Annotated in this window: 17 protein-coding genes; 12 read left to right on the top strand and 5 right to left on the bottom strand. The window is 71.2% G+C overall.

Annotation, left to right across the window (positions count from 1 at the left end; all coding sequences use genetic code 11):
* Position 1: 1 nt before the first annotated feature.
* From ACZ45Q_RS13270 to ACZ45Q_RS13235, 8 genes are all read left to right on the top strand, one after another.
* The gene (locus tag ACZ45Q_RS13270) at positions 2-925 is read left to right on the top strand and encodes a carbohydrate ABC transporter permease (RefSeq protein ID WP_468259299.1); all 924 of its coding nucleotides are present in this window, start codon (positions 2-4) and stop codon (positions 923-925) included.
* A gap of 194 nt (positions 926-1,119) precedes the next feature.
* On the top strand, positions 1,120-2,331 hold the full coding sequence (locus ACZ45Q_RS13265) for an ROK family transcriptional regulator (RefSeq protein ID WP_468259296.1): 1,212 nt from the start codon (positions 1,120-1,122) through the stop codon (positions 2,329-2,331).
* A gap of 134 nt (positions 2,332-2,465) precedes the next feature.
* A complete protein-coding gene (locus tag ACZ45Q_RS13260; protein WP_468259513.1) occupies positions 2,466-3,575 on the top strand; it encodes a substrate-binding domain-containing protein in 1,110 nt (369 codons plus the stop codon).
* Positions 3,576-3,734: 159 nt separating this feature from the next.
* The gene (locus ACZ45Q_RS13255) at positions 3,735-4,526 is read left to right on the top strand and encodes an ATP-binding cassette domain-containing protein (RefSeq protein WP_468259293.1); all 792 of its coding nucleotides are present in this window, start codon (positions 3,735-3,737) and stop codon (positions 4,524-4,526) included.
* Complete coding sequence (locus ACZ45Q_RS13250) at positions 4,523-5,821, top strand: sugar ABC transporter permease (RefSeq protein WP_468259290.1); 1,299 nt, start codon at positions 4,523-4,525, stop codon at positions 5,819-5,821. The genes ACZ45Q_RS13255 and ACZ45Q_RS13250 overlap by 4 nt, the downstream gene beginning before the upstream one ends.
* Positions 5,822-6,019: 198 nt before the next feature.
* Positions 6,020-7,945, top strand: a complete 1,926-nt coding sequence (dxs, locus tag ACZ45Q_RS13245) for a 1-deoxy-D-xylulose-5-phosphate synthase (protein WP_468259287.1) — start codon at positions 6,020-6,022, stop codon at positions 7,943-7,945.
* 137 nt (positions 7,946-8,082) lie between these two features.
* Positions 8,083-9,624: an amino acid permease gene (locus tag ACZ45Q_RS13240; RefSeq protein WP_468259284.1), complete on the top strand. Its 1,542-nt coding sequence runs from the start codon at positions 8,083-8,085 to the stop codon at positions 9,622-9,624.
* A 114-nt stretch (positions 9,625-9,738) separates the two neighbouring features.
* Positions 9,739-11,232, top strand: coding sequence for an ArnT family glycosyltransferase (locus ACZ45Q_RS13235; RefSeq protein WP_468259281.1), 1,494 nt, complete (start codon positions 9,739-9,741; stop codon positions 11,230-11,232).
* A 70-nt stretch (positions 11,233-11,302) separates the two neighbouring features.
* Here ACZ45Q_RS13235 and ACZ45Q_RS13230 read toward each other — a convergent pair whose 3' ends face one another.
* Positions 11,303-11,674 carry a PIN domain-containing protein gene (locus ACZ45Q_RS13230; protein ID WP_468259279.1) on the bottom strand — a complete coding sequence of 124 codons (372 nt, stop codon included), beginning with the start codon at positions 11,672-11,674 and terminating at the stop codon, positions 11,303-11,305.
* Between the two features lie 80 nt (positions 11,675-11,754).
* On the opposite strand from ACZ45Q_RS13230, the gene ACZ45Q_RS13225 reads away from it, so the two are divergent.
* Together ACZ45Q_RS13225 and ACZ45Q_RS13220 are read left to right on the top strand one after the other, a co-directional pair.
* On the top strand, positions 11,755-12,774 hold the full coding sequence (locus tag ACZ45Q_RS13225; RefSeq protein WP_468259276.1) for a DUF8189 domain-containing protein: 1,020 nt from the start codon (positions 11,755-11,757) through the stop codon (positions 12,772-12,774).
* A 143-nt stretch (positions 12,775-12,917) separates the two neighbouring features.
* Positions 12,918-14,012 (top strand): PLL family lectin, encoded by a 1,095-nt coding sequence (locus tag ACZ45Q_RS13220; protein WP_468259273.1) that lies wholly within the window; start codon positions 12,918-12,920, stop codon positions 14,010-14,012.
* 100 nt (positions 14,013-14,112) lie between these two features.
* On the opposite strand, the gene ACZ45Q_RS13215 is transcribed toward ACZ45Q_RS13220, so the two are convergent.
* A complete protein-coding gene (locus ACZ45Q_RS13215) occupies positions 14,113-15,204 on the bottom strand; it encodes an LCP family protein (protein WP_468259270.1) in 1,092 nt (363 codons plus the stop codon).
* Positions 15,205-15,577: 373 nt separating this feature from the next.
* On the opposite strand from ACZ45Q_RS13215, the gene ACZ45Q_RS13210 reads away from it, so the two are divergent.
* On the top strand, positions 15,578-19,435 hold the full coding sequence (locus ACZ45Q_RS13210) for a bifunctional glycosyltransferase/CDP-glycerol:glycerophosphate glycerophosphotransferase (protein ID WP_468259268.1): 3,858 nt from the start codon (positions 15,578-15,580) through the stop codon (positions 19,433-19,435).
* A gap of 29 nt (positions 19,436-19,464) precedes the next feature.
* Here the strand turns inward: ACZ45Q_RS13210 and ACZ45Q_RS13205 are convergent, their stop codons facing one another.
* Entirely contained in the window at positions 19,465-20,379 is a 915-nt protein-coding gene (locus ACZ45Q_RS13205; RefSeq protein WP_468259265.1) for an endonuclease/exonuclease/phosphatase family protein, read from the bottom strand.
* Between the two features lie 86 nt (positions 20,380-20,465).
* On the opposite strand from ACZ45Q_RS13205, the gene ACZ45Q_RS13200 reads away from it, so the two are divergent.
* On the top strand, positions 20,466-21,998 hold the full coding sequence (locus tag ACZ45Q_RS13200) for a hypothetical protein (protein WP_468259262.1): 1,533 nt from the start codon (positions 20,466-20,468) through the stop codon (positions 21,996-21,998).
* Positions 21,999-22,060: 62 nt separating this feature from the next.
* On the opposite strand, the gene ACZ45Q_RS13195 is transcribed toward ACZ45Q_RS13200, so the two are convergent.
* Positions 22,061-24,190: a 3-hydroxyacyl-CoA dehydrogenase NAD-binding domain-containing protein gene (locus ACZ45Q_RS13195; RefSeq protein ID WP_468259259.1), complete on the bottom strand. Its 2,130-nt coding sequence runs from the start codon at positions 24,188-24,190 to the stop codon at positions 22,061-22,063.
* Positions 24,187-25,404, bottom strand: coding sequence for a thiolase family protein (locus ACZ45Q_RS13190; protein ID WP_468259256.1), 1,218 nt, complete (start codon positions 25,402-25,404; stop codon positions 24,187-24,189). The genes ACZ45Q_RS13195 and ACZ45Q_RS13190 overlap by 4 nt, the downstream gene beginning before the upstream one ends.
* Positions 25,405-25,745: the final 341 nt, after the last annotated feature.

Below are 25,745 nucleotides of genomic sequence, written 5' to 3'. Positions count from 1 at the left end.
GATGAAGACGACCGAGACCTCCGCTGACGTGCCGGCCCCGTCCGGTGCCGCCGTCACCAAGACCGACGCCCCGGCCGGCGGGCCCGGGAAGGCGAAGAAGGAAGGCACCGTCCTCAACGTCTTCTCGCACGGCATCCTGGTCATCTGGGCGTTCATGGTCGCCATGCCCCTGGTGTGGGCGGTGATGACGTCGTTCAAGGACGACGCCTCCATCTTCCGCTCGCCCTGGTCGCTGCCGGACGAGCTGCACTTCGACAACTGGTCGCGGGCCTGGACCGAGGCCCACATGAGCGACTACTTCCTCAACACCGTCCTGGTGGTGGGCGGCTCGCTCGTCGGCACGCTGGTGCTGGGCTCCATGGCGGCCTACGTGCTGGCCCGGTTCGACTTCCCGGGCAACCGGTTCATCTACTACCTGTTCATCGGCGGCATGAGCTTCCCGATCATGCTCGCCCTGGTCCCGCTGTTCTACGTGGTGAACAACATGGGGCTGCTGAACACCATCCACGGGCTGATCCTGGTCTACATCGCCTACTCGCTGCCCTTCACGGTGTTCTTCCTCACGGCGTTCTTCCGGACGCTGCCCTCGTCGGTGGCCGAGGCGGCCTTCGTCGACGGCGCCTCGCACACCCGGACCTTCTTCCAGATCATGCTGCCGATGGCCAAGCCCGGCCTGATCAGCGTCGGGATCTTCAACTTCCTGGGGCAGTGGAACCAGTACATGCTGCCGACGGTGCTCAACACCGACCCGGACCAGCGCGTCCTCACCCAGGGACTGGTGCAGCTGGCCGTCAGCCAGGGCTACAAGGGCGACTGGTCGGGGCTCTTCGCCGGTCTGGTGATGGCCATGCTGCCGGTGCTGGGCGCGTACATCGTCTTCCAGCGGCAGGTGGTCCAGGGACTGACGGCGGGCGCCCTGAAGTAGCGCTCCCACGCCCCGCCCGCCGCCTCGCGCACGCCGCACCCGGTCCGCCGGGTGCGGCATACGCATGCGTGTGCGGGGCACCCGGATGCGGTTCAACCTCTTGACGGGAGGCGACCCGAACGGCTCAGCTTAGAGTTCACTAGTTGGACATAGACGGGGCCTCATCGAAGCGGTCCCGTACGCAGGAGGTCGTCGTGGAGACTCCGGGGTCGCAGTCGTCGCTGCACCGAGCCAACCTGGAGCGGGTCGTACGTGCGGTACGGCTGGCCGGGTCCCTCACGCAGGCGGAGATCGCGAGGACCACGGGACTGTCCGCGGCGACGGTCTCCAACATCGTCCGGGAACTGAAGGACAGCGGGACCGTCGAGGTCACGCCCACCTCGGCGGGCGGCCGGCGGGCCCGCAGCGTCTCGCTGAGCGGGGACGCCGGCATCGTGATCGGCGTCGACTTCGGGCACACGCACCTGCGGGTCGCCGTCGGCAACCTCGCCCACCAGGTGCTCGCCGAGGAGTCCGAGCCACTGGACGTGGACGCCTCCTCGACCCAGGGCCTGGACCGGGCGGAACAGCTGGTCGGCCGGCTGATCGCGGCGACCGGCGTGGACCGCTCCAAGGTCGCCGGGGTGGGGCTCGGCGTGCCCGGCCCCATCGACGTGGAGTCCGGGACCCTGGGCTCGACGGCCATCCTGCCCGGCTGGGGCGGCACCAAGCCCGCCGAGGAGCTGCGGGAGCGGCTCGGCGTCCCCGTGCACGTGGACAACGACGCCAACCTCGGCGCGCTCGGCGAGCTGGTCTGGGGCAGCGGCCGGGGGGTGCGGGACCTGGCGTACATCAAGGTGGCCAGCGGTGTGGGCGCCGGACTGGTGATCAACGGGCGGATCTACCGGGGACCGGGCGGCACGGCAGGAGAAATCGGGCATATTACACTGGACGAAGCCGGCCCCGTCTGCCGCTGCGGCAATCGCGGCTGCCTGGAGACCTTCGCCGCCGCCCGCTACGTCCTGCCGCTGCTCCAGCCCAGTCACGGCGGCGACCTGACCATGGAGGGCGTCGTGCGGCTCGCGCGGGACGGCGACCCGGGCTGCCGTCGGGTGATCGCCGACGTCGGCCGCCACATCGGCAGCGGAGTCGCCAACCTCTGCAACCTCCTCAACCCGAGCCGCGTGGTCCTCGGCGGTGATCTCGCCGAGGCCGGAGAGCTGGTCCTCGGGCCCATCAGGGAGTCGGTGGGCCGTTACGCGATCCCCAGTGCGGCGCGTCAACTCTCCGTTCTCCCCGGGGCACTTGGCGGCCGTGCGGAGGTGCTCGGAGCCCTCGCCCTCGCACTCAGCGAGATGGGTGATTCGACCCTTCTGGACGGGAGTGCGTCCGGGGCTCTGCCCGCCGCCGCCCCCGCCTTCACTTAGAGAACGGATGGCACCGTTGCCATCTCGTTAAGGATTTACTTCTTGACGTCGCACGTGTGGCCGAGTTGACTTCCAGCCACCTCGGCCGCAACGACGCGGCCTCGTCAGGGAGGTTTGTAGAAGTGAACACGCGTATGCGTCGTGCCGCCGTAGCCGTTGCCGCCACCGCGATGGCCGTCTCGCTGGCCGCCTGTGGCAGCGCCAAGGAGGCAGACGGAGGCAGCGACTCCTCGTCCGGCGGCGACTCCGCCAAGAAGGGCGACAACATCAAGGTCGGTCTCCTGCTCCCGGAGAACCAGACCGCGCGGTACGAGAAGTTCGACAAGCCCTTGATCGAGAAGAAGGTCAAGGAGCTGACGAACGGCAAGGCCGAGATCGTCTACGCCAACGCCAAGCAGGACGCCAGCCTTCAGGCCCAGCAGGTCGACACGATGGTCACCAACAAGGTCGACGTGCTGATCGTGGACGCGGTCGACTCCAAGGCCATCGCCGGTTCCATCCAGAAGGCCGAGAGCGCCGACATCCCGGTCGTCGCCTACGACCGGCTGGCCGAGGGCCCGATCGACGCCTACACCTCGTTCGACAACGTCACGGTCGGCAAGACCCAGGGCGAGGCCCTGCTGAAGGCGCTGGGCGACAAGGCCAAGGACGGCCAGATCGTCATGATGAACGGCTCCTCCACCGACCCGAACGCCGCCCAGTTCAAGGAGGGCGCGATGTCGGTCCTCGAGGGCAAGGTGAACATCGGGCGCTCCTACGACACCAAGGAGTGGAAGCCGGAGAACGCCAACGCCAACATGCAGGCCGCGATCTCCGCCCTCGGCAAGGACAAGATCATCGGCGTCTACTCCGCCAACGACGGCATGGCGGGCGGCATCATCACCGCCCTGAAGCGCGCGGGCATCGCCGACATCCCCGTCACCGGCCAGGACGCCGAACTCGCCGGCGTGCAGCGCATCGTCACCGGCGAGCAGTACATGAGCGTCTACAAGCCCTACCCGCAGGAGGCCGAGGTCGCCGCGGAGATGGCCGTCGCCCTCGCCAAGGGCGAGTCGCTCGACTCCATCGCCAAGGACAAGGTCGACAGCCCCACCACCAAGGGTGTCCCCGCCGTCCTCGTCCCGGTCGTCTCGCTGACCCAGGACAACATCAAGGACACCGTCGTCAAGGACGGCATCTACACGATCGACGAGATCTGCGGCGGCAAGTACAAGGCCGCCTGCGACAAGATCGGTCTGAAGTAAGCGGCCCCGTCTCCCGTACCGGGTGAACGGTACGGGAGAGGCCGCCCACAGCTCCTCCGGCGCCCCGCACACATCAGCCCCGCAAGCCAGTCGGGGCGCCGGACGGAACACCCCCCAAACTCTCTGCACTACCTTCCGCCGGGTCAGGCGGCGAAGGAGTTGGTTCACGTGTCCGCTACGCCCGTGCTGGCGTTGCGCGGGGTCTCCAAGCGATTCGGTGCCGTCCAGGCGCTCACCGACGTAGAGCTTGAGGTCCACGGCGGTGAAGTGGTCGCCCTGGTCGGCGACAACGGCGCCGGAAAGTCCACGCTGGTCAAGACGATCGCCGGCGTGCACCCCATCGATGAGGGCGTCATCGAGTGGGAGGGCAGGTCCGTCACGATCAACAAGCCGCACGACGCCCAGAACCTGGGCATCGCGACGGTGTACCAGGACCTCGCGCTGTGCGACAACATCGATGTCGTCGGCAACCTCTACCTGGGCCGGGAGATCCGCAAGCGCGGCGTCCTGGACGAGGTGGAGATGGAGCGCCGCAGCCGCGAGCTGCTGGACACGCTGTCCATCCGCATCCCCAGCGTCCGCATCCCGATCGCCTCCCTCTCCGGCGGTCAGCGCCAGGTCGTGGCGATCGCCCGCTCCATGCTCGGCGAGCCCAAGCTGGTCATCCTCGACGAGCCCACCGCCGCCCTCGGCGTCGAGCAGACCGCACAGGTCCTCGACCTGGTCGAGCGGCTGCGCGAGCGCGGGCACGCCGTCATCCTCATCAGCCACAACATGGCCGATGTCAAGGCGGTGGCCGACAAGGTCGCCGTCCTGCGCCTCGGGCGCAACAACGGCGTCTTCGAGGTCAAGTCGACCTCGCAGGAAGAGATCATCTCCGCCATCACCGGCGCCACGGACAACGCCGTGACCCGTCGTGCGGCGCGCACCAATGGGGAGATCAAGAAGTGAGCACCGACAAGACCTCCACCACCCCCGTCGCCGACGAGCACGCGGTGGACAACCCGGAGGCGGCCTCCGGCGCGGCCGCCAAGGTCGACCCCCGGCTGCTGGTGCGCGAGCAGGGCTTCGCGGGCTACGTCAGCGAGCTCAAGCGGAAGATGAAGGCCGGCGACCTCGGCTCCGTCCCGGTGATCGTCGGTCTGCTGATCATCTGGGCCATCTTCACCAGCCTGAACCCCAACTTCTTCACGGCCGGCAACTTCTCCGACATGTCCGTCGCCATGGTCGGCACGGGCATGATCGCCGTCGGTATCGTCTTCGTCCTGCTGCTCGGCGAGATCGACCTGTCCGTCGGCTCGGTCAGCGGTGTCGCGGGCGCCACCTTCGCGGTGCTGAACATCACGCACGGGATGAACGAGGTGCTGGCCCTGCTGCTGGCCGTCCTCACCGGCACGGTGGCCGGCGCCCTGCACGGCTTCTTCTTCGCCCGCATCGGCGTCCCGGCCTTCGCCGTGACCCTGGCCGGCCTGCTGTTCTGGCAGGGCTTCATGCTCCAGATCCTCGGCAGCAACGGCACCATCAACCTCAACACCGACGGCATCGTCGTGAAGCTGACGAGCTACTACTTCAGCGACGTGGCCGCCGCCTACGGCCTGGCCGTGGTGGTGACCGCGGGCTACTTCGTCACCGCCTTCCTCGGCAACCGCCGCCGCGAGGCCGCGGGTGTGCCGTCCCGGCCGCTGAGCGACACCATCGTGCGCACGGTGCTGCTCGGCGTCCTGTCCTTCGTCGTGGCCGCGGTGTTCAACCAGTACAAGGGCCTGCCGCTGGCCGTGGTGATCTTCCTCGGCTTCCTGCTGCTCACGGACTTCGTGCTGCGGCGCACCCCCTACGGGCGGAAGGTGTTCGCCCTCGGCGGCAGCGTCGAGGCGTCCCGCCGGGCCGGCATCAACGTGGAGCTGGTCCGGATCTCGGTCTTCGCCATCGCCGGCACCTTCGCGGCGATGGGCGGCCTCTTCGTCGCCTCGAAGATCGCCTCCGCCAACCAGGGCGCGGGTACCGGTGAGTTCCTGATGAACGTCATCGCCGCCGCCGTCATCGGCGGCACGTCCCTCTTCGGTGGCCGCGGCCGCACCTGGGACGCGCTGCTCGGCGTGATGGTCATCGTCTCCATCCAGTACGGCCTCGCCCTCCAGGGCATCGCCTCGCCGGTCCAGTACATGATCACCGGCGGAGTGCTGCTGGTCACCGTCGTCATCGACGCGGTGACACGCAAGACGCAGCGGACGGCGGGCCGCGCCTAGCCGCGACGACCGCCCCACCGACCTGTGCCCGGCACCAACGGCGGTGCCGGGCACAGCCGTGTCGTAGAACCGGCCGTAGTTGGGTACGGCCGTTTGCGTGACGCACGACGCACCGCCCGGCCACCTTCCACCGCGGCGGAACATTAGACTCGACAAGCCCGGCAACAGCTCGAACAGCTCTACTGCAAGGAGGCACGGGTGCCGCTGCTGACCCGCATCAGGGGACCGCGCGATCTGGACCGGCTCAGCCTGGAGGAGCTTCAGGAGCTGGCCCGGGAGATCCGGACCTTCCTCGTCGACGCCGTCTCCAAGACCGGCGGCCACCTCGGCCCCAACCTCGGCGTGGTGGAGCTCACCCTCGCCCTGCACCGCGTCTTCGACTCGCCCAAGGACAAGGTGCTCTGGGACACCGGTCACCAGTCGTACGTGCACAAGCTGGTCACCGGGCGCCAGGACTTCTCCCGGCTGAAGATGAAGGGCGGCCTGTCCGGCTACCCCTCGCAGGCCGAGTCCGAGCACGACGTCATCGAGAACAGCCACGCCTCCACCGTCCTGGGCTGGGCCGACGGCATCGCCAAGGCCAACCAGGTGCTCAAACGCGACGACCACGTCGTCGCGGTGATCGGCGACGGCGCCCTGACCGGCGGCATGGCCTGGGAGGCGCTGAACAACATCGCCGACGCCAAGGACCGCCCCCTGGTCATCGTCGTCAACGACAACGAGCGCTCCTACGCCCCCACGATCGGCGGTCTCGCCAACCACCTGGCGACCCTGCGCACCACCGACGGCTACGAGCGCTTCCTCGCCCGCACCAAGGAGGTCCTGGAGCGCACCCCGGTCGTCGGCCGGCCGCTGTACGACACCCTGCACGGCGCCAAGAAGGGCCTGAAGGACTTCATCGCCCCGCAGGGCATGTTCGAGGACCTCGGACTGAAGTACGTCGGGCCCATCGACGGCCACGACATCGAGGCCCTGGAGTCGGCCCTGACCCGGGCCAAGCGCTTCGGCGGCCCGGTCATCGTGCACTGCCTCACCGAGAAGGGCCGCGGCTACCAGCCGGCCCTGGCCGACGAGGCCGACCGCTTCCACGCCGTCGGCAAGATCCACCCCGACACCGGCCTGCCGATCGCCTCCTCCGGCGCCGACTGGACGAGCGTCTTCGGCGAGGAGATGGTCAAGCTCGGCGAGGAGCGCGAGGACATCGTCGCCATCACCGCCGCGATGCTCCAGCCGGTCGGCCTGGACAGGTTCGCCAAGCGCTTCCCCGACCGGGTCTACGACGTCGGCATCGCCGAGCAGCACGGCGCCGTCTCCGCCGCCGGCCTCGCCCACGGCGGCCTGCACCCGGTCTTCGCCGTCTACGCCACCTTCCTCAACCGCGCCTTCGACCAGGTCCTGATGGACGTCGCCCTGCACAGGTGCGGGGTGACCTTCGTCCTGGACCGGGCGGGCGTCACCGGCACCGACGGCGCCTCGCACAACGGCATGTGGGACATGTCGATCCTCCAGGTCGTCCCCGGCCTGCGGCTCGCCGCGCCGCGCGACGCCGACCAGGTCCGCGCCCAGCTGCGCGAGGCCGTCGCCGTCGACGACGCCCCGACCGTGGTCCGCTTCTCCAAGGGCGCCGTCGGCCCCGCCGTCCCGGCCGTCGGCCGCGTCGGCGGCATGGACGTGCTGCGCGAGCCGGGCACCGACACGCCCGACGTGCTGCTGGTCTCGGTCGGTGCCCTCGCGCCGATGTGCCTGGAGGTCGCCGACCTGCTGAACAAGCAGGGGATCTCCACCACCGTCGTCGACCCGCGCTGGGTCAAGCCCGTCGACGAGGCCATGGCCCCGCTCGCCGAGCGGCACCGCGTCGTCGTCACCGTCGAGGACAACTCCCGCGTCGGCGGCGTCGGCTCCGCCATCGCCCAGGCCCTCAGGGACGCGGGCGTGGACGTACCGCTGCGCGACTTCGGCATCCCGCCGCGCTTCCTCGACCACGCCTCCCGCGCCGAGGTCCTGGCCGAGATCGGGCTCACCGCGCCCGACATCGCCCGCCAGGTCACCGGCCTCGTCGCCAAGCTCGGCGGCTACGAGCGCACGGGCGCGGAAGTGGACTCGGTGGAGGCCGCCCGCGACTGAGGTACCGCCGATGGGCCGGTGTCACCCACTCGATGCAGTGGTGGCACCGGCCCGTCCGCGTGACGTGGCCCACGCCGGGGCATACGGCAGTACGCCCCCTCTCGATCATGTCGAGGACGCACGCGTGGGAGGTCCCCATGAGCAGCAGTCTGTTCCGGACGAAGAACGTCGAGCAGTCCATCCTCGACACCGAGGAGCCCGAGCACCAGCTCAAGAAGTCCCTGTCCGCGCTCGACCTGACCGTCTTCGGCGTCGGTGTGATCATCGGCACCGGCATCTTCGTCCTGACCGGCACCGTCGCGAAGAACAACGCCGGCCCGGCCGTCGCCCTGTCCTTCGTCGTCGCCGGTGTCGTCTGCGCGCTCGCCGCGCTGTGCTATGCGGAGTTCGCCTCCACCGTCCCGGTGGCCGGCTCGGCGTACACCTTCTCGTACGCCTCGCTCGGTGAGCTGCCCGCCTGGATCATCGGCTGGGACCTCGTCCTGGAGTTCGCGCTGGGGACGGCGGTGGTGGCCGTCGGCTGGTCCGGCTACATCCGCTCGCTCATGGAGAACGCCGGTTGGCACATGCCCGAGGGGCTCGCCGGGCCGACCGCCGCCGACGGCTTCAGCTTCGACGTCCTCGCCGCCGCGCTGGTCCTCGTCCTCACCGGCATCCTCGTCCTCGGCATGAAGCTCTCCGCCCGGGTCACCTCGCTGGTCGTCGCGATCAAGGTGACCGTCGTGCTGGTCGTGATCATCGCGGGTGCCTTCTTCATCACCGGCTCCAACTACGACCCCTTCGTCCCCGAGGCGCAGCCCGTCGAGGCCGGCGGGGGCCTGCACTCCCCGCTGATCCAGCTGATGTTCGGCTGGGCGCCGGCCAACTTCGGCGTCATGGGCATCTTCACTGCGGCGTCCGTCGTCTTCTTCGCCTTCATCGGCTTCGACATCGTCGCCACCGCCGCCGAGGAGACCAGGAACCCGCAGCGCGACATGCCCCGCGGCATCCTGGGCTCCCTGTTCATCTGCACCGTGCTGTACGTCGCGGTGTCCATCGTCGTCACCGGCATGCAGCACTACAGCGAACTGTCCGTGGACGCACCGCTCGCCGACGCCTTCAAGGCGACCGGGCACCCCTGGTTCGCCGGCTTCATCAGCTTCGGCGCCGCCGTCGGCCTGACCACGGTCTGCATGATCCTGCTGCTCGGGCAGACCCGGGTGTTCTTCGCGATGAGCCGCGACGGACTGCTGCCGCGCTTCTTCTCCCGCGTCCACCCGCGCTTCCGCACCCCGCACCGGCCGACCATCCTGCTCGGCGTGATCATCGCGATTCTGGCGGGCTTCACCAGCCTGACCGAACTCGCGGAGCTGGTGAACATCGGCACCCTGTTCGCCTTCGTCGTGGTGGCGATCAGCGTGCTCATCCTGCGCAGGACCCGCCCGGACCTGCACCGCGCCTTCCGCACCCCCTGGGTGCCGGTCCTGCCGATCGTGTCGGTGGCCGCCTCGCTGTGGCTGATGCTGAACCTGCCGGCCGAGACCTGGGTCCGGTTCGGCATCTGGATGGCCATCGGCATCGTCGTCTACTTCGTCTACAGCCGCAGCCACAGCCGGCTCGGCCGGGGCGAGGAGACCCCGGTGGACGAGGTGTTCAAACCCTCCGGCGGCACCGACGGCCCCGGCGGTGGCACTCCGTAGTCACCGCCGCCGGGACGGCCGGTCACCGCCGCCGGGCGGCCGGCCCGCCGAGGAACCCTTCGGCCCCGTATGTCCCGCTAGGTCGGGACCGCGAGGCCGGATAGCGTGCTGCGCATGCACGTCCGGCCCCCACTGCCGTCACGCACCGTGCCCGACGGCCGGGAGGGCGGCGGCACGCGGTACTGGACGCGACTGCTGCCGCTGCTGGCGGCGCTGGCCCTGCTCACCCGCGTACCGTCCTTCACCCGCCCGGTGTGGAACCCCGACGAGGGCTTCCTCGCCGTACAGGCCCGCATGCTGGCCGGCGGCGGGGAGCTGTACGAGACGGTCGTCGACCGCAAGCCGCCGCTGGTGCCGTGGCTCTACCAGGCCGCGTTCGCGCTGACCGGGTCCGAGTCGCTGCTGTCGGTGCGCCTGCTGGCCGTCCTCGCCCAGTTCGCCACCGCCGCGACGCTCGCCTCCCTCGCCCGGCGCCGCTGGGGCGACGCCGCCGGGCGGACGGCCGGGGTGCTGTATCCGCTCGTCTCGGTCGGCCTCAACCCCGAGGACGCCCAGGCCGCCACCTTCGCGGTGTTCCTACTGCCGTGCACGGCCGCCGCGATGTGGTGCGCCGACCGCCACCGCTGGGGCGCCGCCGGGCTCGCCGTCGGCTGCGCGTTCCTGACGAAGCAGACCGGCGGTGCCGTCCTGGTCCCGGTCCTCTGGCTGTGGCTGTCGGCCGCCGGGCGGGTGCGGTGCGGGGCGGGGGGTGCCGGCCGGTGGGACGGTCTGCTTCGGGTCGGTGCGGGCGCCGCCGCTCCCGTTCTGGGCGCGGCCCTGCTGACCGACCCGGCGGGCTTCCTCTTCTGGACGGTCACGGGCTCGGGCACGTACGCCTCGTTCTCCGGCTCCGTTGCGCACGTCCTCGGCAGGGCACTGGCCAACACCGCGATCCTCGCCGTCGCCTGCGCGGGACTGCTGCCGCCGCTCGTCCGGGCGCTGCGCTCCCGCGGCGGCCGGGCCGGCGCCGCCGACCTGTGGCTGTGGCTCGCGTCGTCGGCCGCGGCGGTGGCGACCGGGCTGCACTTCTTCGGCCACTACTACCTCCAGCTCGTACCGCCGCTGGTGCTGCTGGCGACCGCCGCGCTGCGGGCGCTGCCCCGCGCGGACCACGGGCGGGCCCTGTCGGTCTCCGCCTGCTGTTGTGTCCTGTTCCTGGTCTGGGGCCTGCTGGCACCCCGCGCGGACCTGGACCACGCCCGGCGCGTGGCGGACGCCGCCGCCCACCGCACCGGTCCCCACGAGCGGGTGCTGATCTGGGGCATGCACCCGGAGACGTACTGGTTCGCCGACCGCACCCCCGCCAGCCGCTACCTCACCGCGGGCCTGCTCACCAACTACAGCGGCGGCCGGTCGGGGGCCCCGGTCGGCGAGGAGTACGGCGTCGACGGCGCGTGGCCGGTCTTCCGGGCGGAACTGACCGCCCACCCGCCCGCCCTCGTCATCGACGACTCCCGGGGCGAGCCGTACACCCCGGACCGCCTGCCGACACTGCGCCGGCTGCTGGCGCGGGGGTACGCGGAGGCGGGGTCGGTGGACGGGGCGGTGCTGTACGTGCGGACCCGCTGATCCGTCGGCAGTGACCCGCTGGTCCGTCGGGAGCGCCCAGCTGGTCCCTCGGATCGGAAGGGAGGCCGGTCTACGGCCGCACCGTGCGCGGCCCCGCCACCTCGGCGCCCAGCTCCGTCACCCGGCGGCGCAGCTCCCGGTCGGCCGTGACCACCAGGACGGCGCGGTCGCCGGCCCGCGCGACCAGGTCGACCATGTGGTCGTCGCCGCTGCCCGGCGCGGACTCCACGCGCACCCCCGGCACGGACCCGACGCCGCGCGCCGCGCCCTCCACCACGAGCACGATCTCCACGGCACCGGAGCGCCCCGGCACCCCGTCCGCGGCCAGCCGGTCCCGCAGCCGCTCCGCCGCGCCGTACCGGTCCCGCCACCAGCCGTCGGGCACCGATCCGACGACGTTCGCGGCGTCGACGATCACGAGCAGGGGCGCGTTGTCGTCCATGCGGCCAGAATCGCACGGCCCCCGCCGACCGGCCGAACCCACCCGGCGACCGCCGTACCCGCCCCGAATAGAGTGAACCGGTGAACGGCGACTGGCTCCTTCGCGGCCGTGACGGCCGCCTCTGCGTCTATCTGCCGTCGGGCGAGGCCGCCCGCTGCCGGGCCGAGCTCGGGCCCGGCGGGCCCTGGGAACCGCCGCGCAGGATCGGCGGCGACCAGAAGCTGCGGCCCGGCCTCTCGGTCGGCCGGGGCGAGGACGGTTACGCCCATCTGGTCGCCTGGCGGCCCACCGTCTCCGGTGAGTCCGGCCTGGTCCACTCCACGCACTTCCGGCCCCGGCTCGCGCCCCTGGACTGGCAGCCGATCGGCCACCCCGACAAGCAGGGCGACCGCACCGGGACGCCCGCGGTCGCGGTCGACGACCAGGGGCGGGCCCATGTCTTCGTGCGCAACGCCCAGGGCGGACTCAGTGTCCGGGCCCAGAAGGAGAAGGGCGGTTGGGGCTCGTGGCAGGACCTCGAGGGCGACGACCTGCGGGACGCCCCCGTCGCACTGGTGGGCGAGGGCGGGCGCGTCGAGGCCTACGCCGCCGCCCCCGGCGCGCTGCTCCACTGGCGTCAGGAGAAGCCCGGCGCCGGGTTCGCGCAGGCGGAGACGGTCGAGGCGGACGCCCGGCCGGGCACGCTGTGCGCCCTGGCGACGTCCGCGGAGCACACCACCGTGTTCTTCACCGACGACGCCTCCGGCGACCTGTGCGCCTGGCGTCCCGGCGGTGAGCCCGCGGCGCTGCTCACCGCGGCCGGCCCCGGCCCGGTGGCCGCGCTGCGCTGCGAGATCGACGGCCACGACTGCACCCTGCTCGCCCAGCGCGCGGCGAGCGGCCGGGTCGCCTTCGCCGCCTACCCGTCGGAACAGGAGTCGGCCGGTGCCTGGTGGACCCCGTCCGGCCCCGAGCTGCCGGCGGACGCCGAGGTGGCGCTGACCCTGGACGAGGACGGCCGCGTGGTGGCGGCGAGCCTGTCCCCGTCGACGGGGCGACTGCTGCTGACCCGACGGAAGGAGGAGCCGGGACTGGCGCTGGCGGCGTGGCAGGCGGTGTGAGGCCGCCGGGCGGACCGGTGACACGGCCATGGGGAACAGGTGAACGGCAAGCATATGATGTTCCGCGTTCAGATCCCCTGTCCGTGAGACGGCGGGCTTCAGGGAAGGTGCACCAGGCCATGCGCAGAAGGTCGGCGGTCCCCGTGCGCGCTGACGCCCCGGCCGGAGCGGACGCCGGGCACGTCCGGATCGCGTCCGGGACGGCCCGCGGCGACTGGCTCACGGCGGGCACGGACGGCAGGCTCAGCCTCTACGCCCCCACCGAGGGCGGGCTGCTGCGCTGGACGGAGACCACCGTGGGCGGTCCCGGGTGGAGCGGGCCGCACTTCGTGCCTGTCGCGGGGCTGACCCATGTGACGGTCGCTCAGGGTGCGGACCGCTACGTCCACTTCTTCGGCCGCCGGGAACGTGCGGCGGCCGACGGCGCGCCTGCCGTGGACATCGTGCACGCCATCCAGTACCAGACGGGTCTGGCCTTCACCGACTGGCGCTCGCTCGGCGGCCCGCACCGGGACCGGGAGCAGGGGCGTGAGGTGGGCCCGCCGGTCGGAGCGGTCGCGCCGGACGGCACCGTGCACGTTTTCGTCCGCACCGCGGGACACGGCCTGGCGCTGCGCCGAGAGGCGCCCAACGGTGCCTGGCGGGCCTGGGAGGACCTGGGCGGTGGCGGCCTGGACGAGATGCCCGCCCCCGTCTCGCTGTCCGGCGGCCGGCTGGAGGTCTGCGCGGCGGTCGGGAGCGGTGTGCTCGTCTGGCGGCAACTGGAGCCGGGCGGTGACTTCACCGGACCCCGCGGCTTCGCGCTGCGTCCGGCACCGGGCACCGTGACCGCCGTGGAGACCGGCCCCGACCGCGCCACGTTCTTCTGGACCGACGCCGGCAGCGGCGGCGCTTCGGCCTGGCGGGCGGGCGGGTGGCCCGTCGCGCTGGGCGGTTCTCCGGCCGGGCACCCGTACGCCTCCCTGCGCGCGCCCGTGGACGGCTTCGACTGCGTCGTCCTCGCCTACCGCGACCCGGACGGCTCCGCCGTGCTCGGCATGGGCGGTACGGAGAACGAGGCCGGCGGCTTCTGGTGGTACGCGCTCGGCGAACCCTGCCAGGGCGCTCCCGCCCTGGCCCGGGACGGCCGCGGCCGGGTGGTGATGGCGCTGATCGGCCCCGACGGCGTGCCGAAGGTCGCCCGCCAGGAACCCGGCTCGGGCCTGGCCCTGACCCGGTGGCACACGCTGGGGCACTGACCCGCGGCCCGGCCGGACGGACCCGGCGCCGCGCGCCCGGCCGGGGACGCCGTCCGCGTCACGCCGGCGGGCGGGAGCGTGCCCGCCTGACGCGGCGCGGTCAGCCCCCGGTCGCCGGGGACTTCTTGGCGGACTCGGGGATCGGGCCGTCCGAGCGGATCGCCTTCCACAGCTCGGTCGCCTGCGGTTCGGCGGCCACCACCCGGTTGGGGTCGGCCTTGTCGTACGCCACCGGCAGCATGATGGTCTCCATGTTCGCCGGGTCGACGCCGTTCATGCTGCGCGCGAAGTCGGCGAGGCTGGTGAGCGAGGCCAGCTCGGAGTCGGTGGTCAGCGCCGAGGTCAGGGTGTCGGCGATCTTGTACGTCTTGGTGGGGCTGCCGAGCAGGTCCTGCCGCTTGATCTCGCTCAGCAGGGCGATCATGAACTGCTGCTGAAGCCCGATGCGCCCCAGGTCGCTGCCGTCGCCCACCCCGTGCCGGGTGCGGACGAACGCCAGCGACTCGGTCCCGTTCAGCCGGTGGGTGCCGGCGCTCAGGTCCAGTCCGCTCGCGCTGTCCCGGATGGGCTCGTCGACGGTGACGGTGACGCCGCCTATGGCGTCGACCAGCCCCTTGAAGCCCGCGAAGTCGATCTCCATGTAGTGGTCCATGCGGACGCCGGACATCTTCTCCACGGTCTTGACCACGCAGGCCGGACCGGCCAGTGAGTAGACGGAGTTGAACATCACGCGGTCGGCCGCCGGGTGGGCCGTGCCGTCCGAGGCCGTGCACTCCGGGCGGGAGACGAGCGTGTCGCGCGGGATGCTCACGGCGACGGCCTGGTCGCGGCCCTCGGGTATGTGCACCACCAGCGCGGTGTCCGACCGGGCGCCCGAGACCTTGCCGGTGCCCAGCGAGCCGTTGTCGCCGGCGCGCGAGTCGGAGCCCAGGACCAGGAGGTTCTGCCCCGACGTCGGCAGCTTCTCCGGACGGTCGTCACCGAGCGCCTCGTCGAGGTCCACGCCGTCGATGTTCCCGTCGAGGCCGCGGTAGAGCCAGTAGCCGGTGCCGCCCGCCGCGAGCAGCGGCACCAGCAGGCTCAGCAGGACGACCCGCCCCCAGCGTCGCCGGCCCTTCCGCGCGCGCCGGCGACCGCCGCCGGACTCGGCCCGGCGGGCACGCCGGGGCTCCGTGGTGGCGCTGTGCGTCATGGGTGTTCGGTTCCTCTCCTCACGGGCTCCGCGCTGCGGAGTGGCAGGGCCCGGGTGGGGGGAGACCGGCCCACTGATGCGGTCACGTCAGTGGGAGAACTATAGGCACTGGCCGAGACACAGATGAAGAACGGGCGACCATAGCGTGTTACAGCGACGTACGCCACATCAACGCCACTTGACCAACCTTAAGAGTGACATAAGATGTGGCGAACTTGTGCCCTGGGTGAAGGGGGGCTTTCACGGCGGGCTCAGGTGACAGGTGAAACCAAGGCGGCAAGGGGGCCGCTGGTGCACCAGTAGGGGTGGGGCGTCCCCAGGGGCGGAGTGTTGGTGCCCGGTGGGCGAAATGTCTTGGTAGGAGTACGAATTGGTGGTTCATCCGCGCCTGAGCGTTGTCGTGCCCTTCCAGGACGTCGAGGCCTATCTCGCCGAGTGCCTGGAGTCGATCGCGCGCCAGTCGTTCCGTGACTTCGAGGTCATCCTCGTCGACGACGGCTCCACCGACGGCTCCGTCCGCATCGCCGCCGACTACTGCACGGCCGACCCCCGTTTCCGGCTCGTCCGCCAGCAGGCGCACGGGCCCGGACACGCGCGCAACGCCGGACTGCGCAACACGCACCCCGCCGCCGAGTTCCTCGCCTTCGTCGACGGCGACGACGTCCTGCCCGAATACGCCTACGAACTGCTGGTCCGCACCCTGGAGGAATCCGACGCGGACTTCGTCTCGGGCAACGTGCAGATGATGAACTCCACCAAGAAGTGGCAGTCGCCGCTGCACCGCGGCCCGATGCAGAAGAACCGCAAGGGCACCCACATCACGAAGTTCGAGGCGCTGATCTACGACCGCACGGTCTGGAACAAGCTCTTCCGGCGCTCCTTCTGGGACCACCACCAGATCAGCTTCCCCGAAGGCGTGATGTACGAGGACTCGTGGGTCAACATGTACGCCCACTTCCGGGCCGAGAAGGTCGACGTCCTGACGGACATCGTCTACTACTGGCGCCGCAGGGACGGCGGGGCGGCCCCTTCGATCACCCAGCGCCACAGCGAACTGTCCAACCTGCGCGACCGCGTCGCCGCCGTGCAGTCGGTGAGCCGCTTCCTCGCCGACCGGCGCTCGCGCCAGTACGGGGAGAGCAAGCGCAAGTACGACCTGGCCTGCCTGAAGTCCGACCTCATGCTGCACCTGAAGGTGCTGCCGGACGCCGACGAGGAGTACCGCCACGCCTTCATGGAGTGGGCCAACGAGTTCCTCGACGAGACCGACCTCACCATCATCGACGAACTCCCCGCCGCCGCCCGCGTCAAGTGGCTGCTGGTGCGCGAGCGCCGGCTCCCCGAACTGCTGGAGGTCATCGAGTTCGAGCGCAAGGGCGGGCCGATGCCCGTACAGCGCCGGTTCCACCGCTACCTCAAGTACCCCTACCTCGGGGACCGGGAGGTGGGCCTGGACAAGAAGGCCTACCGGCTCGACAAGGAGTTCTCCCTGCACGGCTCGCTGTCCGGCGCGCGCTGGAGCGCCAACGGCGACCTGCTCACCCTCACCGGAACCGCCTACGTCCGCTACATCAACGTGCACAAGAAGCACATGTCGGTCAAGGCGATCGCCCTGCGGAACAAGAAGCAGGGACGCATGGTGATCACCACCGCGAAGACCGTCTACGCCCCGCAGGCCACCGAGAACTCGCAACAGAGCCGGTACTGCTACGACTGGGCCGGCTTCGAGGCCCGCATCGACACCACGCGCCTCAAGCGCAAGGGCCAGTGGGTCGAGGGCACCTGGGACGTCGCGGCGGGCGTGCTCAGCCGCGGTCTGTTCCGCTACCGGGGCATCGACCGGGGCGGCGCCGGCACCGCCGCCAACCCGCCCTACAAGTACGTCGACAAGAACACCCGCGTCCTGCCGGTCTTCCTCCAGGGCAAGCTCAAGCTCCGGGTCGAGATCGTCCGCTGCCGGATCACCGGCCACCGCGTCGTCGGCGACCAGCTGGAACTGCGCGGCGTCCACCTCGGACCCAAGGTTCCCGAGTGGGGCAGGTTCCGCGTCACCAGCATGAGCGGAGCCGGCCGGCACGACGCCCGGGTGCACTTCACGCCCGGCGGTGAGGGCTGGTGCACCTTCTCCACCAAGGTGCCGCTGCGCGCCCTCGTCCCCGGGTTCCGGGCCGACGCCGCCGCGGACGCCGAGATCCCGCAGTCCTGGAACATGGGCAGCAACGGCTGGAAGACCACGCTCCACGTCGAGGGCCGCAAGGCGCCGATCTACCCGGTCATGGCCGAGGGGACCGAGGACGGGCACTACCGCATGCCCGGCTCCCTCCAGACCCCGGAGGGGGACCGGGAGGTCGTCGTCCACCGCAACGGCTCGGGCTACCTCGTGCTCTTCGAACGAGCCACCCTGCCCACCACCACCCGCTTCGCCTGGCACCAGGACGGCTCGCTGGAGATCCAGGGCCGCTACCTGGCCGTCGACCGGCTCTCCGACCAGGAGTACCGGGACGCCCACCTCGTCGTGCGTTCACGGGCGCACGGCGCCGAGCGCGCCGTGCCGCTGGTCTGGGACGGCGAAGCGTTCCGCTCCGTCCTGACCCCGGCCGCCATGCGGACCCTGGCCGGGGAGATCCCGCTGGCCGCCGGCCGCTGGGACTTCTTCCTGCGCCGCCAGGACCACTCGTCGGTGGCCCGCGAGGACCGCCTCGAGGACCTGATGCTGAAGATCGAACAGGATCTTGTCGAAACGTTCCCGCAGGAGTACGAGGAGAACGAGCGCCGCTACGAACTCCAGGCCGAGGCCTACGACCGGCTCTCCCTCCTCGTCCACTCGGCGATGCCCGACCACGCGCGCGGCCCCTACCGGCAGAAGCTGCTGCGCACCAAGGACTACCCCGCGGCCCGCCGCAGACCCGTGCGCGACGCCGTCCTCTTCGACGCCTTCAAGGGCACCCAGTACTCCGACAGCCCCCGCGCCCTGCACGAGGAACTCGTCCGGCGCCGCACCGACCTCGAGCACCTGTGGGTGGTCCGCGACGACCAGGTCCAGGTGCCGCCCACCGCGAAGCCCGTGCGCATGTGGTCGCCCGAGTGGTACGAGGCCCTCGCCACCAGCCGCTACGTGGTCGCCAACAACCACCTGCCCGACTGGTTCCAGAAGCGGGACGGCCAGGTCGTGGTGCAGACCTGGCACGGCACCCCGCTGAAGAAGATCGGCCACGACATCGAGGCCATCCACTTCGCCGACCAGCGTTACCTGGAGCGCGTGGAGAAGGAGGTGCAGAACTGGGACCTGCTGGTCTCGCCCAACAGCTTCTCCACCCCGATCCTCCAGCGCGCCTTCGGCTTCCCCGGAGAGATGGTCGAGTGCGGCTACCCGCGCAACGACGTCCTGCGTCGCCCCGGTACGGAGCGGCGCGAACAGCAGATCCGCCGGCGCATCGGCCTGCCGGACGGCAAGCGGGTCGTGCTCTACGCCCCGACCTGGCGCGACGACCAGTTCTACGCGCCGGGCAAGTACAAGCTGGACTTCCGCGTCGACCTCGCGGACGCCCGGGCCCGGCTCGGCCACGACCACGTCCTCCTCGTGCGCCGCCACCCCAACGTGGTCGACCCCGTCCCCGGCGCCGGCGACGGCTTCGTCTTCGACGTCTCCGACTACCCGGACATGGCCGACCTCTCCCTGATCACGGACGTGATGATCACGGACTACTCGTCCCTGATGTTCGACTACGTCAACACCGGGCGGCCCATCCTCTTCTTCACCTACGACCTGGACCACTACCGGGACACCCTGCGCGGCTTCTACTTCGACTTCCAGAGCAGCGCTCCCGGCCCCCTGCTCGCCACGTCCGGGGAACTGGTGACGGCCATCCGCGACATCGACCGGATCCAGCACCTCTACGCCGAGCGCTACCGCTGGTTCCAGCGCGAGTTCTGCGACCTGGACGACGGCTACGCCGCGGCGCGCCTCGCCGACCGGATGCTGGTCGCGGGCGGCGACCTCGCCCCCGAACAGGCCCAGGCCCCGGCCGTCGGCTCCGTCGGCACCGGACACGCCGGGCGGCCGATGACCCCGATCCCGGTCGCCGGGCCGTGGTTCACCCCGCAGCGCCCGTCCGCGTACCAGGAGGAGGCCGGACCCTTCGTCGGCGCCGTGCCCGGACAGCCCGACAAGGCCCATGACGACGCCGTGCGGGCTCAGGAGCACCGGACGTACCAGGGCGTGATCGTGTGACGCCCGTGCCCTCGGCCGGCGCACTCGCCTCAGTCGGTGCCCGGGCGCCCGTCCACGCGCATCACCAGGGCCCGGTGGTCGGAGACCCCGGTGTCCTCCACCCGGCAGCCCGTCACCCGCAGCCCGGTGAACAGGTAGTCGAGCTTGGTGCCGGACTCATGGGTGGGGCGCGCCGACCGGTCGGTGTCCGAGGTCTGGTCGCACTCCCGGTGGGTGCGGTAGGCGGTGTCCGGCCACAACCGGTCGGCCCGGCCGCCCGCGCCGGGCGGCCTGAGGTTGAAGTCCCCACCGAACACGGTGCGCCGCGCCGGCACGTGTGCCGTCAGGGCCCGCAGCTGGCCGCCGCGGTATTCCCGGCCGGGGCCTGCCGGATCGCCGTCCGGCAGGCTCAGGTGGGCGTTGCAGACCCGGACGTCCCAGGCCGCGACCGTCGCGCAGAGAATGCCCCTGCGCAGCCCCGCCGCGGGCTGCGGCGAGACGACCTCGTCCACCTCGGAGAGCGGACGCGCCGAGAGGATCGCCAGGCCGGCCGCCCCCCGGTCCGGTCCGTCGCACCGCACCGTACGGGAGCGTCCCGAACGGTCGTGCCAGGTGTACGGCCGGAAGGAGAGGCTCCAGGACGGCCCCAGCGCCTGCCGTACCGATGCGACGACGCGGGCGCACGCCTCCTGGAGGAACAGCACCTGCGCGCCGGCACGGGCGAGCCGCCGCACCGCCGCGGCCTTGGCGCTCTGGCCGCCGGTGCAGCCCCAGCGCTCCACGCCGCACAGGTTCCAGGTGGCCACGGTCAGGGTGTTCTCCCCGGCGGGGGACCGCGCCGGCTCCAGGGTGCTCCGGGAGGCGGGCACGAAGGCCAGCAGCGCCGACAGCGCGACGACCAGGGCCGCGGCGAGCAGGGTGCCCCCTGGGCCCGCGCCCCCAGGGCGATCGGAAGCCCGGAACATCACGACATCATGTCCGATCGGCCGATCCCACGCCAACGCGCCCGCTTCGCCGACCTCGTCGAGTCGTCCTGAGTCTGGAGTTCCGCATGTCCACATCACCGTCGAGCGGGCGGAAGCTGTTCAACGGCATCGAAGCGTCCGGCGCGTTTCCGGTCGAGTACCGGTTCTCGCACGCCAAGAGCGGCAACCGCCACCTCGTCGTGGTGTTCGCCAACTTCTCGGCACCCGAGGACTACGGCTGGTCCAACGGCGTCTTCGACGACGTGCGCGCCAACATCCTGTGGATCCGTGACCGCTTCGACGGGATGAACGCCTTCTACCTCTGCCGCGACATGGACTTCGGCCTGGCCGACTCGGTGCAGATGCTCATCGCCCACTTCATGCGGGCGCTGGGGCTGACACCGGACCAGGTCACCCTGTGGGGCGGGTCCAAGGGCGGCAGCGCGGCGCTCTACTTCGGGCTGACCCACGGCTACCGGAACATCGTGGCGATCGTCCCGCAGTTCCTCATCGGCGACGTCCTGGAGAAGCGGCACCCGAAGGTCGCCGCCTACATGCTCGGCGAGGGGGCGCCGGCCCACCACGCCCGCATGCTGGACGCGCTCATCCCCGACCTGGTCCGAGCCGGGGCGAACCGGAACGCCAACATCTATCTGCTCTCCTCGCCGCAGGACGAGCACTACTCCTTGCAGGTCGAACCGTTTCTCGGTCTGTTCCAGGGCTACGAGAACTTCAACTACCTGCACAGCGAGTCGCCGACGATCACCGGCCATGCCACGGTGACGCGCCGGAACGTGCCGGCACTGGTCGGACTGCTGAACCTGCTGGCCGACGGCTACGCCCCACGCCTGGGGTTCGTGCGCCACGCACCGGAGGACTTCGACGCCGACCGGTCGGCCGTCGACGCCTATCTGGCGGCCACGTCGAAGGTCCAGAGCCCGGACCACTTCCCGCCGCCCGTGGTCGGGACGCCGCGCCCGGGCACCGAAGTCGCCGCCACGGACCTGCGGTTCACCGGCACGGCCCCGGGAGCGGTGCGGGTGAGCATGTGGAAGAACGGCAAGTTCGTCGCGTCCCCGCAGGTGGCCCCCGACGGCACCTGGCACTGGGAGCCGCCGAAGCCGTGGGCTCGTGGCAAGCACTCGGTCAAGATCTTCGCGGTGGACCCGGCCGGTTTCCACTCGGGCCGGGTGGAGGTGGCCTTCACGGTCCGGGCCGGGGGTACGGCGGCGCGGGCCCCGGAACACCCCGGGCACCAGGCCCACCGGATTCCCGAGCAGTCCGGGCACCCGGCCCACCAGGTCCCGGGGCGGCCGTTGCAGGCACCGGAAGTCCACACCCCCGAGCCCTACGCGCAGGTCGCGGGCTCCGTCGTGCGGTTCACGGGTCTGGCTGCCGGGGCGGCCCAGGTCGGCTTCCGTGCGGGCGGTCAGCTGCTGGGCACCTGCCCGGTCACGGCGGACGGGCAGTGGTCCTGGGACCCGGGCTGGCCGTGGCAGGAGGGCATGCACACGGTGGAAGTGATCGCCGTGGACTCTCTCGGGGCCGAGTCACCCGCGGCGCTCGTTCCGTTCGCCGTGAGCCACGCGCCGGCCCCGGCGCAGCCGTTCGGCTACTGACGCCCCGCACAGCAAGGAGGGCCCCGCGCACGGGGCCCTCCTCGTCGGTGTGCTGACCGGCGTCACGCGGGGACGCTCGCCACTCCCTGCTCCAGGAACCGCTTGCCGTTCACCCGCTCCGAGACGCCCTCCCGGTCCAGGTACGGCGTGATGCCGCCCAGGTGGAAGGGCCAGCCGGCGCCGGTGATCAGGCACAGGTCGATGTCCTGGGCCTCGGCGACGACGCCCTCGTCGAGCATCAGGCCGATCTCCTGGGCCACCGCGTCCAGGACCCGGGCGCGGACCTGCTCCTCGGTGAGGACGGTGTCGCCCTGCTTCAGCAGCGCGGCGACCTCCGGGTCCAGCTCGGGCTTGCCGCTGTCGTAGACGTAGAAGCCGCGCTTGCCCGCCTCGACGACCGCCTTGAGGTTCGGGGAGACCGTGAAGCGGTCCGGGAACGCCTTGTTGAGCGTCTCGGAGACGTGCAGGCCGATCGCCGGGCCGACCAGCTCCAGCAGCACCAGCGGGGACATCGGCAGGCCCAGCGGCTCGACCGCCTTCTCCGCCACGGCCACCGGCGTGCCCTCGTCGATGACGTTCTGGATCTCGCCCATGAAGCGGGTCAGGATGCGGTTCACGACGAACGCCGGGGCGTCCTTGACCAGCACGGCCGTCTTCTTCAGCTTCTTGGCGACGGCGAACGCCGTGGCCAGCGACGCGTCGTCGGTCGTCTCGCCGCGGACGATCTCCAGCAGCGGCAGTACCGCGACCGGGTTGAAGAAGTGGAAGCCGACGACCCGCTCGGGGTGCTTCAGCTTCGAGGCCATCTCCGACACCGACAGGGAGGAGGTGTTCGTGGCGAGGACCGCGTGCGCCGGGGCGACGGCCTCGACCTCCGCGAACACCTGCTGCTTGACGCCCATCTCCTCGAACACGGCCTCGATGACGAAGTCCGCGTCCGCGAAGCCCTCGGCCTTGTCCAGGACACCGGTCACCAGGGCCTTGAGGCGGTTGGCCTTGTCCTGGTTGATGCGGCCCTTGCCGAGCAGCTTGTCGATCTCGGCGTGGACGTAGCCGACGCCCTTGTCGATGCGCTCCTGGTCGATGTCCGTGAGGACGACCGGGACCTCCAGGCGGCGCAGGAACAGCAGGGCGAGCTGCGAGGCCATCAGGCCCGCACCGACCACGCCGACCTTGGTGACCGGCCGCGCCAGGTTCTTGTCCGGGGCGCCCGCCGGACGCTTGCCGCGCTTCTGCACCAGGTTGAAGGCGTAGATGCCGGCACGCAGTTCACCGCCCATGATCAGGTCGGCGAGGGCCCGGTCCTCGGCGTCGTAGCCCTGCTGGAGGTCGCCGTTCTTGGCGGCGGCGACGATGTCCAGGGCGCGGTAGGCGGCCGGGGCGGCGCCGTGCACCTTGGAGTCGGCGATGAACCGGCCGCGCTCGACGGCCTGGTCCCAGGCCTCGCCGCGGTCGATCACCGGACGCTCGACCTCGATCTCGCCCTTGAGGACGGATGCGGTCCAGATCAGCGACTGCTCCAGGAAGTCCGCGCCCTCGAAGATCGCGTCGGCGATCCCGAGCTCGTAGACCTGCTTGCCCTTGAGCTGCTTGTTCTGGTTGAGGCTGTTCTCGATGATCACCGTCACGGCCTTGTCGGCGCCGATCAGGTTCGGCAGCAGCGTGCAGCCGCCCCAGCCGGGGACCAGGCCGAGGAAGACCTCGGGCAGCGAGAACGCCGGGACGGCCGCGGAGACCGTGCGGTAGGTGCAGTGCAGGCCGACCTCGACGCCGCCACCCATCGCGGCACCGTTGTAGTAGGCGAACGTCGGCACGGCCAGCTGCGCCAGTCGCTTGAAGACGTCGTGGCCGCCCTTGCCGATGGCGAGCGCGTCCTTGTGCTCCTTCAGCAGCTCGACGCCCTTGAGGTCGGCGCCGACGGCGAAGATGAACGGCTTGCCGGTGATGCCGACGCCGACGATCTCGCCGTCGGCGGCCTCCCTCTCGACCTGGTCGATGGCGGTGTTCAGGTTCGCCAGCGACTGCGGGCCGAAGGTGGTCGGCTTGGTGTGGTCGTGTCCGTTGTCCAGGGTGATCAGGGCGAAACGGCCCGCCCCCTGGGGGAGGTCGAAGTGGCGCACGTGCGCCGTGGTGACGACCTCGTCCGGGAACAGCTCGGCCGCACCCTTCAACAGTTCGGCGGTGGTGCTCACTTGTCCCCCTCGAAGTGCGGGTTCTCCCAGATGACGGTCGCGCCCATGCCGAAGCCGACGCACATGGTGGTCAGGCCGTAGCGGACGTGCGGCTGCTCCTCGAACTGGCGGGCCAGCTGCGTCATCAGGCGGACGCCGGAGGAGGCCAGCGGGTGGCCGAAGGCGATGGCGCCGCCGTACTGGTTGACGCGCTCGTCGTCGTCGGCGATGCCGTAGTGGTCGAGGAAGGCCAGGACCTGGACGGCGAAGGCCTCGTTGATCTCGAACAGGCCGATGTCGGAGATGGACAGGCCGGCCTGGGCCAGCGCCTTCTCCGTGGCCGGGATCGGGCCGTAGCCCATGACCTCGGGCTCCACGCCCGCGAAGGAGTAGGAGACCAGCCGCATCTTCACGGGGAGGTCGTTCTCCCGCGCGAACTCCTCGGAGGCGATCAGGGAGGCCGTGGCGCCGTCGTTCAGACCGGCGGCGTTGCCGGCCGTGACCCGGCCGTGCACACGGAACGGCGTCTTCAGCCCGGCCAGGTTCTCCAGGGTGGTCCCCGGGCGCATCGGCTCGTCGGCGGTGACCAGGCCCCAGCCGGTCTCGCCGCCCTCGGGGTTGGTGCGGCGCACCGAGATCGGCACCAGGTCGGCCTGGATCTTGCCGTTGGCGTAGGCCTTGGCGGCCTTCTCCTGCGAACGCACCGCGTACTCGTCGGCGCGCAGCTTGGTGATGTGCGGGTAGCGGTCGTGCAGGTTCTCCGCGGTCATGCCCATGAACAGGGCGGACTCGTCGACCAGCTTCTCGCTGACGAAGCGCGGGTTCGGGTCCACGCCCTCGCCCATCGGGTGGCGGCCCATGTGCTCGACACCGCCGGCGACGGCGATGTCGTAGGCGCCGAAGGCGACGGAGCCGGCCACCGTGGTCACGGCGGTCATGGCGCCGGCGCACATGCGGTCGATGGAGTAACCGGGCACGGACTGCGGCAGGCCCGCGAGGATGCCGGCGGTACGGCCGATGGTCAGGCCCTGGTCGCCGATCTGGGTGGTCGCGGCGATGGCGACCTCGTCGATCTTCTTCGGGTCGAGACCGGGGTTGCGGCGCAGCAGCTCCCGGATCGCCTTCACGACGAGGTCGTCGGCGCGGGTCTCGTGGTAGATGCCCTTCGGGCCCGCCTTGCCGAACGGGGTGCGGACGCCGTCGACGAAGACGACGTCCCTGACGGTACGAGGCACGATGGCTCTCCTCCAGGGTGCGGGATGGCACTGCTGCGGCACGCATGTACTGAGCGCGCGCTCAGCCCCATGCTACTTGTGGGTAACGTAGCTGCCCAGTCTCGCGCCCTGGAGCGGCGAACGTCACACCGCCAAAAGGGTCACCACACCCTGCCGGCCACCCGAAGCGCCCCGAAGGGGCGCGGGGAACTGCGCGCTCGGCCCGCCACCACCCGCACTCGCCCACGGCGAAAACCCGGCAGACGCTCCCGCAAAGGGGCCCGACAGCCGCCCCCCCCCCCGCTGCGATCCGACAGTCGCCCCCGCGCTGGGACCCGACAGCCGCCCCCGCGCAGGAAGCC

It is taken from the genome of Streptomyces sp. NPDC031049, from assembly GCF_055571015.1.
This window is presented reverse-complemented; position numbering and strand designations above follow the sequence as displayed.